Genomic DNA, 18344 nt, shown 5'->3' on the forward strand with positions numbered 1-18344 from the left:
GAGAATTAGGAAGTTAAGCGGCACAAAAGTAGTGCAAGCTACGGCTTAGGTTACGAAAAAGCCCCCCAAGCGCTTATTTAGCATTCACTTGCTGAAGCACAATGTTCACGTCGAGGGGGTTGCCGTGGGTGATAACGGGGTAGGCTTGGGTAGTAGTGAATAGCAATTTGCCATCTGCCAGAATGCGGGCCTGCACGGCGTAGGTACTCTGCGCGTTGATTTGGGCCGGATCGTAGCGCAGCAAAAACTCGTAGGGCACCTGCTTGCCCTCCGAGGGGCGCAGGGTCAGGGAGTCGAGCACGGTGGCGGCCACATCGGCGAAGCTTACGTCCAGAAGCTGCAGCTTCACTATGGCCGTGGGCGGCAGTGCAATTCGCTCGCGGTAGCTTACGGTGCCCGTAACGGCGGCGCTTACGGTCTGGCCGGGCACATCGCCCTCAGGGCCGCGCTTTTGGGGCGATACAGAGCAGGCACTTAGCGCCAAAGCCATTATTCCCAACCGCGCGTTACTGAGCTTCATAGGACTGGAGTTTTAGTCTGAACTTGAATTGAATATAAGGAAGCCACCGCAGCTTTAGCAGTGATAATCGGAATCAGGCACCACAGGCCGCGAAAAAAGCCCCCCAGCATCCTGTATTGCTTGTGTTCTCGTTAAACTTAGCAGACTACGTAGTGGCGCGGCTTTGGCGCGAGGTAGCATCGGCGTGCTGCAAATGATTCTGGATGGTATCGGTGGCCGCTTCCAGAATGTCGAAAGCGTTTCTGGCCATCGTGTTTTCCGAGTCGAGCGTCGGGTTTATTTCTACCATCTCGAAGCAGACTATCCGGTCGTTATCCAGTAGCGCCTGGCACAAAGCAATGGCTTCTTCTACATTCAGGCCTTCTTTTACGGGTGTGCCCGTGCCTTTGCTGAAGCGCGAGTCCAGAGAGTCAACGTCGAACGACACGTACACCAAGTCGCAGTAGCGGAGGCGCTCATAAATCTCACGGGCTACCTGCTTCGGACCCTTTTCTTTGAATTCGGCCAAGCCGAAATTCTTGATGTTGTAGCGCCTGATTACTTCATTTTCCTCGTGCTCCGTATCGCGCACCACTACATACACTAGGTGTTCGGGCTTGAGCTTGGGACCCGGCTCGCCCAGGTTTTTGAGGCGATGCCAGAAGAATTCGGTTTCCGGCTCCGGCACATTCCGCTGACACTCCAGGTTATCCTCGTTCAGCGCCATGGCGATGGGCATGCCATGAATATTACCCGAAGGCGTGGTGTAAGGAGAGTGAATATCGGCGTGAGCGTCTATCCATACTACGCCCAACGTTTTGTGCGGATAAGCTGTTTTAATGCCCGCTAGGGTTGCGGCGGCGTTAGAATGGTCGCCGGCTAGCACTAGTGGGAATTCGCCGAGGCGTAATGTTTGTTCAACCGTATTGGCAATGTTTTTCTGAACCGTATAAACTGAGTCGATGTGCTTGGCGTAAGGGAAGTGGTTTTTATCGAACAGCACATGATTCAGATCCGGCACAGCCACGGAATTGAACCGGCGGAAATAATCAGAACCTTTGTTTAAACAGGCAATCCGTAGCGCATCTACGCCCAGACTGGCCCCGCGAGTCCCGGCTCCTAGCTCGGAGCGGACTTCGATGAGCTTAATACGTTTCATAAAAGAACGATGCGCCGACAGGAACGGACGGCTAAGGGCCTTGGCCGAATACCAGAGAGCAGGACCACGTCTCACCGCTCTCGCCCTGGGCGCCCCATATCGGAGTACCCACCTACCGCCTATCTTTGCCGGCCCACAAAGGTGCGGAAAAGCCCGCAAAAGGCCAATCTGTTGTTAACTGGCGGAAAAGGCAGTTAGTGATTTATCACCTGACCACTTCGTCCCCTAATTCTACCCATTCAGTTCCTTACTTCCCCTAATGGATACCTACCACGACCTGATTTCCCAAACCTTCGATTTCCCAACTGTCGACTTCACCGTTCAGGACAACGAGCTTCGCTTCCACGATATTCCGCTCATGGATATCGTGAAAGAGCATGGCACCCCGCTGCGGCTCACGTATCTACCTAAAATAAGCTCCCAGATTCAGCGGGCTAAAAAATGGTTTGCGGACGCTATCGAGAAAACCGATTACCAAGGCACCTACACGTACTGCTACTGCACCAAGTCGTCGCACTTCAGCTTTGTGCTAGAGGAAGCGCTCAAAAACGACATTCATATCGAGACTTCTTCGGGCTTCGATATTCACATTGTGCGCGAGCTGTATCGGCGCGGTAAGCTCAATAAGCAGAGCTATATCATTGCCAACGGCTTCAAGCGCGAGCGGTATCGGCGGCACCTCACGGAGCTGATAAATGAGGGTTTCGTGAACTGCATGCCTATTCTGGACAACCTCGCCGAGATAGATTATTACCACGATCACGTAACCGAGAAGTGCAACATAGGTATGCGCCTGGCTTCCGACGAGGAGCCTCGTTTCCAGTTTTATACTTCTCGCCTCGGCATTCGTTACGCCGATGCAGTGCCGCTATACGAGCAGAAAATCAAGGAAGACCCGCGCTTTCAGCTCACCATGCTGCATTACTTCATCAATACGGGCATAAAGGATACCAGCTACTATTGGTCGGAACTGTCACGCTTTGTGCATAAATACTGCGAGCTGCGCCGCGTGTGCCCTACCCTTACCACTATTGATATCGGCGGCGGCTTGCCCATTCAAACCAGCATTCAGCCCGAATATGACTATCAGTACATGGTAGAAGAAATTCTGCGCACCATCAAGCGTATCTGTAAGGAGGAAGGTGTGCCGGAGCCGCATATTTTCACGGAGTTCGGCATTTTCACAGTGGGCGAAAGCGGCGCTACTATCTACTCTATTCTGGATGAGAAGCTTCAGAATGACAAGGAGTTGTGGTATATGATCGACGGCTCTTTCATCACCAACCTGCCTGATACCTGGGCCCTGAATCAGCGCTTTATTATGCTGGCGCTGAATGGCTGGGAGAAGTCTTACAAGAAGATTCAGCTGGGCGGCCTCACCTGCGACTCGCAGGACTACTACAACGCCGAGAAGCACATTTATCAGGTGTTCCTGCCCGAGCGCAAGCCCACCGATGCCAAGCCGCTCTACGTTGGATTTTTCCATACCGGCGCTTATCAGGAAAGCCTTTCGGGCTACGGCGGCCTCAAGCACTGCCTTATCCCGGCGCCCAAGCACGTCATCCTCGACCGCGACGCCGACGGCACGCTGCGCAATTGGGTATTTGCCGATGAGCAGGACAGTGACAGCATGATGCGTATTCTGGGCTATCAGCAGTAGAGTCTTTGTTTATAGACAAACCTGAGGCTACAAAGCCATTACAGTACTAAAAAAGCCCCCCACGTTCGCTTTGGGGGGCTTTTTTAGTACTGTAGAATATAAATAGCTGGCAGCAGCAATCCGCAGATGTTTTTCCGCGCAGGAAAGTGTTCTTAACACTACCTACAATTGAACATTGGACAAGACTGAAGTATATTAGAGGACAGGATGTACGCTGACGCACTGATTTTGCGTAGGCTCCACCTAATTCCTAGCCTCACAGACAATTTAAATTGCGCCTGACCGTTATCGGGCATAACATTTGAGGAATGCATTATCAGCGTCCGAATTTCCTCTCAACTTGTATTTTATCATGAAAAAACTGCTTCTAGTAGCCGTTGTCGGACTGGCCGGCCTGGGCTCATGCCGCACCAAGTGCCCGGCTTACTCCACTACCAAGCCTGCTACCCAGGTTTCGTCTTCCATTACGGCTAGCGCAGAACAAACTTCGGCCGCGCGGCAGTAAGTTGCCAAGGTTTTGCTACACGCATCAAAGCCGGCTTTCCTTCACTGGGAGGCCGGCTTTGATGCGTGTAGAGAGGCCAGCAACGGGTTAGCTATTTCTGAGTATGAAGTCGGTGGCTTCTACTAAATCATTGGCTTGCACGAGGTTGGAATGAGTCGTAGTGTCGCCTACCAAGATGCCGCGCACGCCGGCGCGGGCACCCGCTTCCAGGTCGCGGAGCCGGTCGCCGATTATCCAGCACTGAGCCGGATCGAGATGAAAGCGGGCCAGGCCTTTCTCCACCATCAGCGAATCCGGTTTGCGCAGCAGCGACTCGCTTACCGAAGGATGCCCCGGCGCGAAGTAAAGCGCATCCAGCACATCATTGCAGGCTGCTTGTAGCTTGGCATAGCAGGCCTTTACCTCGGCAGCCGTGTACAAGCCCTTGGCAATGCCAGCTTGGTTGGTCACCACAATCAGATGATAGCCAGCCGCTTTGAGGCGGGCCAGGCTGTCGGGCACGCCTTCCAGTATCTCAAAGTCCTCCAAGCGCCAGACGTATTCGCCGATTTCTTTATTCAAAACCCCATCGCGGTCCAGAAATATGGCTTTGGCGCGGGAGGAAGTAGCAGTTTGCGGGTTATTCATTGGCATAAAGCTACTGATTCTGGCTGGGGGGCAAATTAGCGGCCTTACCTTTGACGCCACTGCTGATCAAGGGCATTTATTAGCGGCAGGTTGTGTTGATGAAAGTGTCGCTCGTGGGTCACTGTTCAGCTCGCACAACTTAGCGGCATTTATTTTTCGCTGACTATGAAAGTCGCTATTCTGGGGGGAGGAATTTCGGGGCTTACGCTTGCTTTTTACTTGCAAAAAGCGGGCATTGCGTACGATTTATTTGAGGCTGATGAGGTGCTGGGGGGCAATTTGCGTACCGAGCGCCGCGGTAGCTACCTGCTCGAAACCGGCCCCAACTCCCTGCAGCTCAGCGACGAGCTGCGCGACTTGCTCACCGATCTGAACCTTACTACCGAAATTCAGGAAACGGCCGCCGTCAGCGCCAACCGCTATATACTCCGCGATGGGCGCTACCATCGCTTGCCGGCCTCGCCGCCGGCTTTGCTCACCAGTGGCTTTTTCGGCTTCAAAGCCAAGCTGAATCTGCTGCGCGAATTCGTACGTCCGGCTGCCCCAATCAATACGCAGGAGACGCTGGGGGGCTTTTTTCGGCGGCGCTTTGGGTCTGAAGTCGTGGATTATGCCCTCAATCCATTCATCTCCGGTATTTACGCCGGCGACCCGGAACAGCTGCTGCTGCACAAAACTTTCCCGAAACTCGCGGCCCTGGAGCAAACGCACGGATCGGTGCTGCGCGGCTTGGCCAAATCGGGCGGTGCCGGCGGACGGCGCAAGATTTTTTCGCTGCGCGGCGGCCTCCAAACGCTGGCCATAGCCCTTACCCATCACCTCACCAACCGCCACACCAGCCAGCCCGTTACGGGCCTGACGCGTGATGCGGCAGGTAAATATCTGGTTCAGACGGCTCGGGGGGCTTTTTCGGATACCTCCTACGATGTAGTTGCTTTGGCCCTGCCCGCCTACGCCGCCGCGCCGCTGCTCAAACCGCTTTTTCCGGAAGCAGCTTCGGCCCTGGCCTCCGTGAATTACCCGCCTATGGCGGCCGTATTCACCGCCTACCGCCGCACCGATGTAACCCACGCGCTTGATGGCTTTGGCGCCCTTCACCCGAAGGTAGAGCAGCCCTATGCGGCTGGCAGCATCTGGACCAGTTCTATCTTTCCTGACCGAGCCCCTGCCGATCAGGTGCTGTTTACCACCTTTGTGGGTGGCAGCCAATACAGGGCTCATGCCGGGCAGCCGGCCGATGCGCAAAAGGCGGCCGTACACACGGAGTTAAGCCGCTTCTACGGAATTAAGAGCGCCCCGCTGTGGCAGCACCAATACTACTGGGCCAAGGCTATTCCGCAATTTGATGCAAATATCGTAGCGGCTCATGCCGCAGCCGATGAACTGGCAACGCAGGGAATAGAGTCTGTGGCCAATTGGCGGGCTGGTGTTGGCGTGCCCGACTGTGTGCGCTACGCTCGTCAGATGGCAGAAAAAATCGCTAAGAGTGCAGCTTGAGTGCCTATATTTCTATCTTTGATCCAATGAATGATGGGCTGGTCCTAATTCCGACGTACAACGAGCGCGAAAACGCAGAGTTGATTATTCGCAAGGTATTCTCGTTGCCTAAAGCCTTCGACGTGCTCATCATCGACGATGGCTCGCCTGACGGTACCGCTCAGGTTGTGCGGGAGCTGCAAAACGAGTTTCCTGGCCGCCTGTTTCTGGAAGAGCGGCGCGGCAAGCTGGGCCTAGGCACGGCCTATATTCATGGTTTTGGCTGGGCTCTGAAGCACGGCTACAGCTATATTTTTGAGATGGACGCCGATTTCTCGCATAACCCCGACGACCTCTCTCGCCTTTATGAAGCCTGCGCAGTAGAAGGCTACGACATGGCCATCGGTAGCCGCTACTGCCAGGGCGTGAATGTGGTCAACTGGCCTATGGGCCGGGTTTTGATGTCATGGTTCGCCTCGGCTTATGTTCGCTTCATTACGGGTATGCCTATTGCCGATGCTACGGCGGGCTTCAAATGCTATTCGGCAGAAGTATTGCGTACTATTGAGCTCGACCGAATCCGTTTTGTGGGCTACGCCTTCCAGATTGAGATGAAATGGCTGGCTTACAAGTATGGCTTTCGCATAAAAGAAGTCCCGATCATCTTTACTGATCGTACCCGCGGCACCTCCAAAATGTCGAAGGGTATTTTTAAAGAAGCTTTTTTTGGCGTCGTGCAGATGAAAGTAGCCAGCTGGTTTCGTCGCTTCGATCGGACTTCAGTTGCCAGTTCCGACGCTATTTCCGTTACGACCGCAACCCCGGCCCGCTAAACGAGGTAAGGCACCTACGGCGGAGTTGCTGCCGGGCAGCGGTCCAGTATCTACCTACTAACAACGAATGGAAAATACCCCCGCCTTTTGGGTTGGCTTCAACATCTTTGTATTGGCAATGCTAATGCTGGATTTGCTGGTGTTCAACCGCAAGGCCCACGTGGTAAAGATGCGCGAAGCCCTGGGATGGAGCGCCTTCTGGATTGCACTTTCTCTTTGTTTCAATTACCTCGTGTACCGCACGATGGGGCAGCAGGCCGGACTAGAGTTCCTTACCGGCTACCTGATCGAGAAGTCCCTGAGCGTGGACAATTTATTCGTGTTCCTGCTCATTTTCAGCTACTTCAAGGTTCCGCAGCAGTATCAGCATAAGATTCTGTTTTGGGGTATTATCGGGGCCTTGGTGCTGCGGGCAATATTTATTCTGGTGGGAGCAGCCTTGCTGGCTAAATTTCACTTCCTGCTCTACGTGCTGGGCGCCTTCCTGATTTATACCGGCATAAAGATGGCCACCAGTGGTAGTGAGCCCGAAATAGATCCGGATAACAATCCAGTGGTCAAGTTCTTGAGCCGCTACATGCCCATTACCAGCAAGATAGAGGATGGGCGCTTTTTCGTGCGCAAGGAAAACCTGCTCTTCGCCACTCCCCTGTTTGTAGTGTTGGTGATGGTCGAAACCACCGACGTGGTGTTTGCTGCTGATTCCATTCCCGCTATCCTCGCCGTCTCCCGCGACACGTTTATCGTGTACACTTCTAATGTGTTTGCACTACTTGGCTTGCGGGCTTTGTATTTTGCTTTGGAAGGCCTGATGCGGCTTTTCCACTACCTGCACTACGGCTTATCCCTGATTCTGATATTCATCGGTTTCAAGCTTTTAATTACCGATTACTTCCACATTCCTATGGCCATTTCTTTGGGAGTGGTAGGCTTTATTCTGGTGATATCGGTTATTCTATCTCTGATGTTGCCCAAGAAGGAAAAGGAGGATACGCTGCCATTGCATAAGTAATAGAATACCCACAAAAAAGCCCCCCAGACTATTTCTGGGGGGCTTTTTTGTGGGCGTATGTTCCTTTATCAGGAACGCAGCTTTTAACACTCACCTTTAGCTAACTGAATAGCGGACAGATACACTGTTCCCCTCGCTTAGACTAGAGAGAACAAGCAGCTTATGGCTGTTTTGGGGTTGGAGCAGGGTTATTATCCTGATCCGGCGGGGTGGTATTTACGCCCTCATCGGGCGTTGTATTGCCGCCAAGCAAGTCAATCAGATTCAGAGGCTCAAACTGCGCGGAGTCGGCGGGCGCGAAGGCTCGTACCGTATCTACGGCCGTAACGATGTACTTGCGGGCCGGACCATTGAGCGCCACTCCTAGCGATAAATCATCATAAGCGCTTTGGGAGATCATGCCCCGTTTGGCCATAATACCCGCAATCAGCCGGTAAAAATAGCGCGCACTACCCCGCAGGTTGCCGTAGCTGTCGAAGGAGTAGCGGTAGAACTTAGGCTTGGGCACAATGCTGGCTAAGTACAAGCTCTCGGATAGATTCAGCTCACTGGGTGATTTATCGAAGTAAAAACGCGCCGCATCCGTCACGCCGTACACTTTTGGCCCCCACTCAATGATGTTGAGGTAAACCTCAAACATGCGTTCCTTCGATGCCAGCCGCGTATTTTCAATAATCCACACAATGAGGGTTTCTTCCGCTTTTCGAGCTACCGTCTTTTTGCGCGTCAGAAACACGTTCTTGACCAGCTGCATCGAAATAGTGCTACCACCCCGTGCAAAGCGTTTCTCCTTGATGTTTTGGATAGCCGACTTCACAAAAGCCTTTTCCATAAACCCTTTATGCGTAAAAAAACGCGGGTCTTCGGCCGTCAGAATGGCGTTCTTAAGATGGTTTGAAATTCGGTTGAAGGGCGTGAAATCCCGATTGGGCGGCCCCACGGGGAAAGTGCGAATGGAGTCGCCTTTATCATTGTATGCCGTGTAGGCAAAAGCGCGGTTGAGCTTGCTTAGGTCTTCATTACCCCAGCGGGTAATCCGAAAGTTTTTGCTCTTCAGGGTTGAATTAAACTCCAGGCTATCGAGCTTATTCATGTCCAGCGCTGCCTTGAGGCTGTATGTGAGCGTGCCTTCCCCCTTCGTACCCTCCAGGGTTTCAAACATGCCTTCTGGCAGCGAAGCGAAAAAGTCGTTGGCCGTCGTCTCAGTTGACTTTATATCGGCGCTGAACTGCAATCCGGCCAGCAAGTCTTTGCGGGAGGTCAGTCCGTTCAGCTTTTTACCAATACGACGCTGCTGAACGGGCAGCTTGCGCAAACTGATGGCGGGGTAAAACACCATCTTATTCAGCGTAACCTTTGTGCCCTCATCCAGCGAAAAAGCCCCCTGGCCCAGCGTAGCCACGAAATCCATGCCTCCGTTGCGCACCACAATATCCCGATCAGAAAGCTTGGCCTGATAAACAGCGAAGTTATTGGCAGCGGCTGTACCACGCAGCGTCAGCTCATTGTCATCTAATTCCTTATCGGTCAGGCTAAAGCGCAACGTATCAAACTGTACGCGCGCCTTATAGCGCTGCTGTAAATAAGGGAATACTACGGGCCGCTTATTCAAGCCGTATACCTTGGCCTGCACCGCATAGTCGCGGGGTTCTACGCGCCCCTGAATACCTACTTTATTCTCGACGGAATCGAAAGTCGCCGTCAGTTGGCCCGCGATATTGCCATCCTCAATGGTGAGGCTGGGCATAGCAATAGTTGCCGCATGCCCAGGGCTACGATACGTAACAAGAAAGTTCTTAAAATCAGCCTCAGCGGGGATATTATCGAACCCGGCCTCGATTAGCTGGTTCAGCAGCAGACCATAATTGGTGCCTTGCGTGGTATCTCGGGCCACGGTGGTCTTGCGTTTTTTTGTTTTGTAGAGGAAAGAAAAATTATCGGTAGTAGCCGTTTTGAGTGCCGTCAGTCGAGCATTATCAATCTGCAGATTACTAAACACCGGCCGACCCGCGAATAAGGAGCGGGCGCTGAGTGAAGCATTAATGCTATGGGCCCGCAACAACGTGTCTCTGCCCGTAGGCACGAAAGAAACGCCCTCAATACGCACTGTGTTGAAGTCGGTAAACTTCGCCGGCCCGAGGGTAAGCTGCGCGGGATACTTCCGCTCTACCCGCGTTTTGACTTGGGCGAGAGCATAGTCCAGAAGTTGCTGGCGCTTCAGGAAGAACATGCCAACGGCGCCGGCCAACAGCAGCACGAGAACGCCGAAGCCTAGGGCGATTTTTTTCTTAGTAGCAGGAGTCACGCGAATAATCAGGGAGAGGATATCGCGACCAGGCTCTGCGAAATTCGCGCCGAACCCACGGCCGCACGAGCCACAAAGGTAGCGAAAAGCCGCATGTGGCGTTTATGGTAGCGCGAGCGCATTCGCTACCTTTGGTCCTTCTGACTTTTTCTGCGCCTCATGTCTGCACCTGATACTACCCTTTCACCGCTCACGGCTCTCTCCCCCCTCGATGGCCGCTACCACCGCCAGACGGCTCCGTTAGCACCTTATTTCTCCGAGCTGGCGCTGATTAGATACCGGGTTCGGGTGGAAGTAGAGTACTTTATTGCGCTTTGCGAGTTGCCATTGCCCCAATTATCCGGCGTTGATTCTGCCCTTGTTAAGCCTTTACGTGCCATTTATGAAACGTTTTCTGTAACGGAAGCCGAGGCCGTAAAAGCTCACGAGCGCGTGACGAACCACGACGTAAAAGCAGTTGAATATTTCCTGCGCGACCAGTTCTCCTCACTAGGGTTAGGCGATTATCTGGAGTTTATTCACTTTGGCCTTACCTCCCAGGACATCAACAATACCGCTATTCCTCTCAGCTTGCGCGAGGCGCTGATGGAAGTAATTTTGCCGCAATACACTGGCCTGCAACAACATTTGCAAACACTTTCCCAAACCTGGGGGGCAATTCCGATGCTGGCGCGCACCCACGGTCAGCCTGCTTCGCCCACCCGGCTGGGCAAAGAAATCGAAGTGTTTGCCGCCCGGCTAACAGCACAGTTGGCGCTACTGGCCCAGGTTCCATTCGGTGCTAAGTTTGGAGGAGCTACTGGCAACTTCAATGCGCATCATGTGGCTTACCCCACAGTAGACTGGAAGCAGTTCGCTAACCAGTTCGTGAATAACACTTTAGGCTTGCATCGTAGCCATCCAACTACCCAGATTGAGCATTACGACCACTTAGCGGCTACCTGCGACGGCTTAAAGCGGCTGAACACCATTCTTATCGACTTTGCCCGCGACGTGTGGCAATACATCTCTTTGGGATATTTCCGGCAGACCATCAAGGCCGGAGAAGTAGGCTCTTCAGCCATGCCACACAAGGTCAATCCTATTGACTTTGAAAATGCTGAGGGCAATCTGGGAGTGGCGAATGCTTTGCTGGAGCACTTAGCGGCCAAGCTGCCTATTTCCCGCCTCCAGCGCGACCTCACCGACTCCACGGTACTCCGTAACCTGGGCGTGCCACTTGGCCACACACTGTTGGCGCTGAACTCCTTACAACGCGGCTTAAGCAAGCTGGCCCTCGATGAAGAAGCTCTGCGCCGCGACCTTGACGCCAACTGGCCCGTAGTAGCGGAGGCCATCCAAACCATTTTGCGCCGCGAAAACTACCCCGATCCTTACAATGCGCTCAAGGCGCTCACCCGCACCCACGGCCCCATTACTGAGCAAACAATTCGGGAGTTCATCGAGACATTGACGGTAAGCGACGAAGTGAAAGTCGAATTGCGTGCTATCTCGCCCATGAATTATGTGGGTATCTAATAGTCGTTGATTGGTGATGAATATGCTTGGAGTAACAGCTCCATTCGCCAGATTGCAGAACAACAAAAGATAATTTCAGTCTTCAATGCCCGAACTCAACGGCATCCTCGTTCATCCTGACTGCCGCCATTTCCGCGGCGATGTGCCTTGTCGGCCTAATAAAGAACAGGGCTACCAGTGCGCTGGCTGCCCTGTGTATGCGCCTACCCAGGAAAGGATTCTCATTATCAAGCTGGGTGCTATCGGCGACGTAATTCGGACGACGCCGCTCCTGCGCCGGCTTCGCGAGGAATACCCGGCTGCTAAAATCACGTGGCTCACGCATACGCCCGCTATTTTGCCCCCCAGCGCCGTCGATGAGATTCTGAAGCTGGACATGACTGCTGTGTTGCATCTACAAGCCCGCGAGTTTGAGATTGTGATCAATCTGGATAAAGACAAAGAGGCCTGCGCCCTGCACGACACCATTCGGGCAGTTCAAAAGTTCGGCTATACGCTGCTCCCCAACGGTGTGCCTTGGCCTGGTAATTCGCTGGCCAATCACAAGTTTCTAACGGGTGTATTCGATGAGCTGAGCTTACAAAATCAGAAGCCGTATGTGCAGGAGATTTTTGAGCTGTGTGGCTACGAATTTCGGGGCGAGGAGTACGTTTTCGAAAATCACGACGATAAAGGGTATCGCTGGGACAACTTGCCGACGAGTCGTCCGCGCATCGGCCTCAATACGGGTTGCGGCGACCGCTGGACCACGCGCTTATGGTCTGACTCGCACTGGATTGCATTGATTACCGAACTTCAGCAAGCCGGCTACACGCCTGTTCTGCTCGGAGGAGCCGCTGAGGACGAGCGAAACCAGCGCCTGCACCTAGCTACTGGGGCCGCATATCTGGGCACGTTTCCGTTGGAGCAGTTTATCAACCTGATGCAGCAGATGGACTTAGTCGTGACCCAGGTTACGATGGCCATGCATATTAGCATTGCGCTGGGCAAGCCAACGGTGCTGATGAATAACATCTTCAATCCCCACGAATTCGACCTGTACGGCCGCGGCCAGATCGTGCAGCCCGACCGGGAGTGCGTCTGCTTTTACCGTGGCACTTGCAAGCTAGGCACGAGTTGCATGGAAGATTTGCCCCCCAGCAAGGTTTTTGCGGCCGTGCAGGCATCATTACCGACTTCTAGTTTGCCACGGCTTTCAGCGCTGTAATCATCTCTCCCCAGGAGAATTGCTTTTTTTGCTCCTGCACGCCTGCCGTAAACTGCTGCTCCCGCTGGTTTTGGTAAAAATCAACCAAGGCGTCGGCAATGGCTTTGGGCTGCGCTTTGGTCACGTAGCCCACCTCGCCGTCGGGTATCAGTTCTGATAAGCCGCCTACATCAGTCACCAGCATTGGGCGCTCAAAATGGTAGGCAATCTGTGACACGCCACTCTGAGTCGCGTTTTTGTACGGCTGAACCACCAAGTCGGCGGCGCAGAAGTAGTCGGCCACGCGCTCATTGGGGATAAAGTCGGTGGCCCGCACCAAGCGTTCCGCTAATTTATATTGCTGAATAAGAGCCTCGTACGGTACGGCGGGCTCGTAAAATTCGCCGGCTATAATAAGCTTAACTGGTAAGGCAGCAAGGCGCGCATCAGCAAAGGCTTCGAGCAACAAATCAAGGCCTTTGTAGGCTCGGATAAAGCCAAAAAAAAGAATGTACTGAAAATCCGCGCTCAGATTTAAAGCCTTCAGTGCCTCCGCTTTTGGCTTTAAAGGGCCGAAATTATCGTAAAGCGGATGCGGCTGATAACGGGCGGGCTGGTTGAAATGCAAGCGGCGCAGATCGGCCAGCACGGAGCGCGACATCGTCACAAACCCGTGGCAAGCCGACAGGAAATAGCGCGTCAGGGGCCGATCACCGGGGCGTTTTTCGTGCGGAATCACATTGTCGGTGATGGCAACTAGCCGCGTGTGCCGGTTGCGGGAAATAAGGCGGGCAATGGTGCCCAGCGCCGGCCCCATAAACGGCAACCAGAAACGAAAAACAACCAGATCTGGCTTCTCGCGGCGCAACCGATTACCCACGCGCCACCACGATACCGGACTCACTGAATTAATACTAACCTCAATCTGCAAGTCCTGGGGGGCTTTTTCGGTGCTAAACTGAGTCTGCCCCGGAAACAGGAAGCTAGGATATTGTAAGCTAAACGTCACCAGCCTTACCTCATCGCCAGCGTCGCGGAAAGCCCGGGCCAGTCGCTCGTTGTAGGTAGCCAATCCACCCCGTAACGGATACGCAGGCCCGATAATGACGACGCGCATAGATTCAACTTAGCCGTGAATAGATAAAAAAGTAGCCCGTGCTCAGCAAGTTCTGACGCTTACCAACCACGGGCTACTGCGCTATTTAATATTCAGTTTCTCGCGTACTAAGTAGTCGTTTCGGCGGGCTCCGCTCAAAGAAATCATCTCGGCTAAAAAACCCGCTAAAAACAACTGAACTCCTACTATTACCGCTACCAAGGCCAGAAAGAACAACGGCTGGGCTGTTACGTCGCGGGCTTTTAAGTTGTTCAGCGCCAAATACACTTTTTGCCCCCCAAGCCATAAAGTGATGATCATTCCGAGCAGAAATGATAAGGTGCCCATCGTACCAAAGAAGTGCATGGGCCGACGCCGAAACCGACTCACGAAGGTGATGCTTAGCAAGTCCAGAAAGCCGTAGACGAAGCGCTCCAGGCCAAACTTCGTAACGCCGTACTTGCGCTCCTGATGCTGTACCGGCTTCTCCCCAATGCGGGCAAAGCCGTTCCACTTGGCAATAACCGGGATGTACCGATGCATCTCCCCGTACACCTCAATGCCTTTCACCACGCGCTGGTCATAGGCTTTGAGTCCGCAGTTGAAATCGTGCAGTTGAATGCCTGATATCCAGCGCGTAACGCCGTTAAAAAGCTTGGTTGGAATGGTCTTACTCAGTGGGTCGAAACGCTTCTTCTTCCAGCCGCTCACCAGGTCATAGTGATCTTCCGTAATCATGCGGTAGAGCTCGGGCAGCTCCTCCGGCGAATCCTGCAAGTCGGCATCCATGGTGCACACCACGCGGCCAACCGCCGCCCGAAAGCCTACGTTGAGAGCCGCCGACTTACCATAATTACGATTGAAGCGGATGCCGCGCAAATGGGTATCAGCTTGCGCCAACTCCTCAATTACCTCCCACGAGTCATCTGTGCTGCCGTCATCTATCAAAATGACTTCATACGTGAGCCCATGCTGAGCCAATACCCGATGAATCCAACGTGTTAGCTCTGGTAATGATTCTGCTTCGTTGAGCAGCGGGATTACGACTGATATTTCAACAGGAAAATGCTGCGGCAAACGCTTACTCAAATTCAGGACGATTATGTTTCGTGATAGCAGCTATAATAAGTGTAAGCAGAAAGCCTATTAAAGCTGATCCAAGGATGGCCACTGCAATGCCAATTGGGCCAGTAGCGAAACGCTGCGACATCTGGATAGCCTGATCAATCTGAGCGTCGCTCATATTACCCGCTTCTTCCATCTTGGCACGCGTTTGCTCAATCGCGCGCTGGGCTGCTGACGGATCAATAAACTCCATGTAAACATAGCGAAAAATGCCCCCCAGAAGACCAGAGACCAAGCTCAATATGACTCCAATTCCAAGGCCCTGGCCATAAGACATAAAGCCGCCATTATTCTCCTTATAATTTTTGTGCGCTAAGAAAATACCACCAATCAAGATGACAATCCCTAAAAGGGAAAGCGCAGTGTTCTGCTCCAGATTAGCTGCCAGCAGAATAAAGGAATAAATAATGGATACAATACCCGTCAGCAGCCCGTAGCGCAAGCCAACAGAGGTTGTGGAAACCGGAGTAGAAGTATTTTCCATGGAGTTAGAAGAATGAGAGTAAGAAGAACAACTAGCAACAAGAACGTAGTTATTTTCTAAAAAAAACGGCTCCAGGAAAGCTTAAGATCAATCCAAACAGTAATTTCTTCTCAAAATCATCAGATGCCAACGCCTGCGGCGTATGAGCGAGGCTTTGCTGGGCACGCTCGTATTGTTCTTGGCCTCCTGCCTGCTTTATAAATTCGTCCTTACTAGCCTCCAGAAGAGCTTTCATCTCTGATAAATGCCGATCAATTGGTGCTTGTCCGGTAGCTCGAGCGAATCCATATACGCCAGTCGCCGATGTGACAGCAGCCAACACTGTCGTCAGAATCCCGGCCATCAATACACGTCGGAAGCCCGGCCCGTCAGGTAAAAAGGAGCGCCGGACTACCCATTGACATAATAAGGCAGCTAATGGCGGGACAAAAACACTCAGCAGTCGCTTTGGTCCATAGGGGTTATTATCGGTCAGGTAGAGAACAATTACCCAAATAATACAGATGATTCCAGCCCCAACTCCGTAGCGGAGAGCATGACGTACAATAAGTCGCTTAGATTCTGTGGCTGGGTTCACGGGATTTGAAAGGTGATGCAGCAAGATAATAGACGGGCGCCTAAGATGGCTCTTAGGCAGCCACAGCCATTGGTTCCACTGTTTTACGCCTCGTCATAAAACGAAGCAACAATACTTCAGCTAATAAACAGGCCAGAGCAGCCCATAGGCAATACTGCCATAGCGGTGTGCCTATACGCTCGGCACTATATTGCGCTGCCACAGTTTGCCCCCCAGACGCATCGTAAACCTGAATATTCGGATAATCTTTGCCAATCAAGGTACGTAGTTCTTCCGCTGAGTAACGCGCCAAATTTGATTCTTTCTTGTCAACGTTGAATGCTAAAGTTTTAACAGTACGACCATTACGAATGAGTTGATAAAAGCCAGGAATCTGCATTCCGGGCGGAACATCAAAACGTAGCTCTCCAGCCTGTAGTCGCTGCACCGGAATGAAGGTCAAGCTGTCTTTTGTCAGCTTAAATACCTGTTCAGTATTGTCCGTCGCCTCTGGCACTGCCACTACTACCGTCTTTTGATTCAAGCGATAAGCTGGATCTTGATCATTGCGGAAGCTTTCCATTGCCAAACGATACATAACCGGCACAAATAGAGCATGATTAGTAAAGTCTGAATACTCAGTCTCGAAAGGCGCAGAGAATAAAAACACAGTACCACGTCCGCTGTTGAAGCTGGCTAAGTAGCCATCGCCATCTTGTAGACGCAAAATGTCTGTCTCCGATCTTGACCATCGTAATACGGGCGAGACTTTTGGCATCACTGCCTGCCGATTACGGGCTGCGAATACGTCTTTGAAGAAAGGGTTTTGTGGGCTTGGAGTAGCTACATCCCTTAAGTTTGGCGCGCCATTAGGCGCTGGCTCCCACTGTACTGAGCCTATTCCCAAATCCTTAAATAACTGAGTGTAAGACGTACGACCTGCGGTAATTGCGGGTGGCACAATAACTACCGACCCGCCCTTATCAACCAACCTCTTTATACTTTCGCGCAAGCCGGCATCCACACGTGGTTGCTGCACCAAAACAAGGTTAGCACCTTCTATTTTGGAATAGCTTATAGCCTTTGGAGTGCTTTTGCTATAGGAGAATAGGGACTCGTTTGCATACAAACGCTGCGTAGCTGGTTCGCCTGCAGCCAAATCAACAATGCGTATTTGAGGTGAAGGCTGCAGCGTAAAATAATAAGTATTATCAAAGGTTACGGGGAAATCCTCAATTTCCACCCTACAGCGTTGCAGCTCATTGTTATCAATGCGAACTCTTACTGAAGTTGTTGTCGAACTTCCCGTTCCAATGGACGCACGGTATACTGCCGCCTGTTTATCGCCAATAAATAATTTTACCTGACAGTTATCCACTGATTCTTGTCCACCATTGCGCAATCGAATCCGCAGTAGGATATCAGTTCCACGCCGCACGAAGGCATCATCTAGCAATACACTATCAACATAGACATTTTGAGTGGCTACATTCTGAGTTATGGGCACCAAAAATACACTTTCCGCAGAGTCAATCTGAGCTAAAGACTTCGGAGAAAAATCATTCTTTTGAAAATCAGAAAAAATGAAAGTTTGTCCATTCTCATCTCTGCTGATTTGCCCCTTTCCTTTAGCTATCAATGCGCTTAACCCTGCAGCTTGTCCTGATACGGTAAGCTGTTCTGTAGCAGCTTGGAAAGCGGATTTATTTAAGGAATTAGCTGCTGGAGAAAGCTTAAACTGCGTTGTTGCTGGATATATATTCACGAGACCGTTAGCCTCTTCTACAGCTTTATCTAACAAAGATTGATCATTACCTTGAGCTTGCATACTTGGTGATGTGTCAATAATCATTGAGACGAACTCACCTTGTTTTACATCATTCTTTGCAGCAGGTATAAACGGTTGACAAAACATTAATACTAGAAATAGAACGAACCCAATCCGTGCTAACAAAACAAGTAAATGCTTTAACTTCCTTTGGCGCGCCGTAACCAACTTCACTTCTCTAATGAATCCGACATTAGTAAAGTGAACGAGTTGCGGTTTACGTAACTCAAAAAAGTGAATAGCGATAGGAATTGATACAGCAAATAGGCCCAATAAAAACCACGGAAATAGTAGCGCCATTGTCAAAAATGCATTTTACAAAAGATCATCAATCATCAAATCCGTATTCTAATATGTTACTTATATTATTATAATAGGGTTAAATCTAGCTAGCACTCAGGTGCTAGCATCTCGAGGTGTGGGGGGCTATAAACGAGGGCAGCCCCCCGCATCCGGTATGGGGACGCTGGGGGGC

At 51.9% G+C, this 18344-nt stretch carries 16 protein-coding genes; 7 read left to right on the forward strand and 9 right to left on the reverse strand.

Features of this window, described 5'->3' with window-relative positions:
* Positions 1 to 73: 73 nt before the first annotated feature.
* Both IEW06_RS18910 and rocF read right to left on the reverse strand, forming a co-directional pair.
* Complete coding sequence (locus tag IEW06_RS18910) at positions 74 to 520, reverse strand: YbaY family lipoprotein (protein WP_188548752.1); 447 nt, start codon at positions 518 to 520, stop codon at positions 74 to 76.
* Between the two features lie 145 nt (positions 521 to 665).
* Positions 666 to 1658, reverse strand: a complete 993-nt coding sequence (gene rocF / locus IEW06_RS18915) for an arginase (protein WP_187731331.1) — start codon at positions 1656 to 1658, stop codon at positions 666 to 668.
* Between the two features lie 259 nt (positions 1659 to 1917).
* Here rocF and IEW06_RS18920 point away from each other — a divergent pair, with 259 nt between their 5' ends.
* On the forward strand, positions 1918 to 3318 hold the full coding sequence (locus IEW06_RS18920; protein WP_187308801.1) for a type III PLP-dependent enzyme domain-containing protein: 1401 nt from the start codon (positions 1918 to 1920) through the stop codon (positions 3316 to 3318).
* Between the two features lie 352 nt (positions 3319 to 3670).
* Entirely contained in the window at positions 3671 to 3823 is a 153-nt protein-coding gene (locus IEW06_RS18925; protein WP_165963497.1) for a hypothetical protein, read from the forward strand.
* An 87-nt stretch (positions 3824 to 3910) separates the two neighbouring features.
* Here IEW06_RS18925 and IEW06_RS18930 read toward each other — a convergent pair whose 3' ends face one another.
* On the reverse strand, positions 3911 to 4450 hold the full coding sequence (locus IEW06_RS18930; protein WP_187731330.1) for a D-glycero-alpha-D-manno-heptose-1,7-bisphosphate 7-phosphatase: 540 nt from the start codon (positions 4448 to 4450) through the stop codon (positions 3911 to 3913).
* A 165-nt stretch (positions 4451 to 4615) separates the two neighbouring features.
* Here IEW06_RS18930 and hemG point away from each other — a divergent pair, with 165 nt between their 5' ends.
* The 3 genes from hemG to IEW06_RS18945 all read left to right on the forward strand — a co-directional run bounded on the left by hemG (position 4616) and on the right by IEW06_RS18945 (position 7771).
* Positions 4616 to 5947, forward strand: coding sequence for a protoporphyrinogen oxidase (gene hemG / locus IEW06_RS18935; protein WP_188548753.1), 1332 nt, complete (start codon positions 4616 to 4618; stop codon positions 5945 to 5947).
* 26 nt (positions 5948 to 5973) lie between these two features.
* On the forward strand, positions 5974 to 6759 hold the full coding sequence (locus IEW06_RS18940; protein WP_187731327.1) for a polyprenol monophosphomannose synthase: 786 nt from the start codon (positions 5974 to 5976) through the stop codon (positions 6757 to 6759).
* Positions 6760 to 6826: 67 nt separating this feature from the next.
* Positions 6827 to 7771: a TerC family protein gene (locus IEW06_RS18945; RefSeq protein ID WP_187731326.1), complete on the forward strand. Its 945-nt coding sequence runs from the start codon at positions 6827 to 6829 to the stop codon at positions 7769 to 7771.
* A 160-nt stretch (positions 7772 to 7931) separates the two neighbouring features.
* Here the strand turns inward: IEW06_RS18945 and IEW06_RS18950 are convergent, their stop codons facing one another.
* Positions 7932 to 10076 (reverse strand): transglycosylase domain-containing protein, encoded by a 2145-nt coding sequence (locus tag IEW06_RS18950; protein ID WP_187731325.1) that lies wholly within the window; start codon positions 10074 to 10076, stop codon positions 7932 to 7934.
* A 159-nt stretch (positions 10077 to 10235) separates the two neighbouring features.
* Between IEW06_RS18950 and purB the strand changes: the two genes are divergently transcribed.
* Both purB and IEW06_RS18960 read left to right on the forward strand, forming a co-directional pair.
* Complete coding sequence (gene purB, locus IEW06_RS18955) at positions 10236 to 11594, forward strand: adenylosuccinate lyase (RefSeq protein ID WP_187731324.1); 1359 nt, start codon at positions 10236 to 10238, stop codon at positions 11592 to 11594.
* 85 nt (positions 11595 to 11679) lie between these two features.
* Positions 11680 to 12801: a glycosyltransferase family 9 protein gene (locus tag IEW06_RS18960; protein WP_188548754.1), complete on the forward strand. Its 1122-nt coding sequence runs from the start codon at positions 11680 to 11682 to the stop codon at positions 12799 to 12801.
* Here the strand turns inward: IEW06_RS18960 and IEW06_RS18965 are convergent.
* The 5 genes from IEW06_RS18965 to IEW06_RS18985 all read right to left on the reverse strand — a co-directional run bounded on the left by IEW06_RS18965 (position 12773) and on the right by IEW06_RS18985 (position 18169).
* Complete coding sequence (locus IEW06_RS18965) at positions 12773 to 13897, reverse strand: glycosyltransferase (protein ID WP_187731323.1); 1125 nt, start codon at positions 13895 to 13897, stop codon at positions 12773 to 12775. The genes IEW06_RS18960 and IEW06_RS18965 overlap by 29 nt on opposite strands.
* Positions 13898 to 13978: 81 nt before the next feature.
* Positions 13979 to 14965: a glycosyltransferase family 2 protein gene (locus IEW06_RS18970; protein ID WP_188548755.1), complete on the reverse strand. Its 987-nt coding sequence runs from the start codon at positions 14963 to 14965 to the stop codon at positions 13979 to 13981.
* Positions 14958 to 15485: a DUF4199 domain-containing protein gene (locus IEW06_RS18975; protein ID WP_188548756.1), complete on the reverse strand. Its 528-nt coding sequence runs from the start codon at positions 15483 to 15485 to the stop codon at positions 14958 to 14960. Before IEW06_RS18975 ends, IEW06_RS18970 begins: the two co-directional genes overlap by 8 nt.
* Before the next feature lie 49 nt (positions 15486 to 15534).
* Positions 15535 to 16086 (reverse strand): DUF4199 domain-containing protein, encoded by a 552-nt coding sequence (locus IEW06_RS18980; protein ID WP_187731320.1) that lies wholly within the window; start codon positions 16084 to 16086, stop codon positions 15535 to 15537.
* A 28-nt stretch (positions 16087 to 16114) separates the two neighbouring features.
* Positions 16115 to 18169: a BatA domain-containing protein gene (locus IEW06_RS18985; protein ID WP_188548757.1), complete on the reverse strand. Its 2055-nt coding sequence runs from the start codon at positions 18167 to 18169 to the stop codon at positions 16115 to 16117.
* Between the last annotated feature and the right edge of the window lie 175 nt (positions 18170 to 18344).

This window comes from Hymenobacter qilianensis, from assembly GCF_014638675.1.
Classification (GTDB): Bacteria; Bacteroidota; Bacteroidia; order Cytophagales; family Hymenobacteraceae; genus Hymenobacter; species Hymenobacter qilianensis.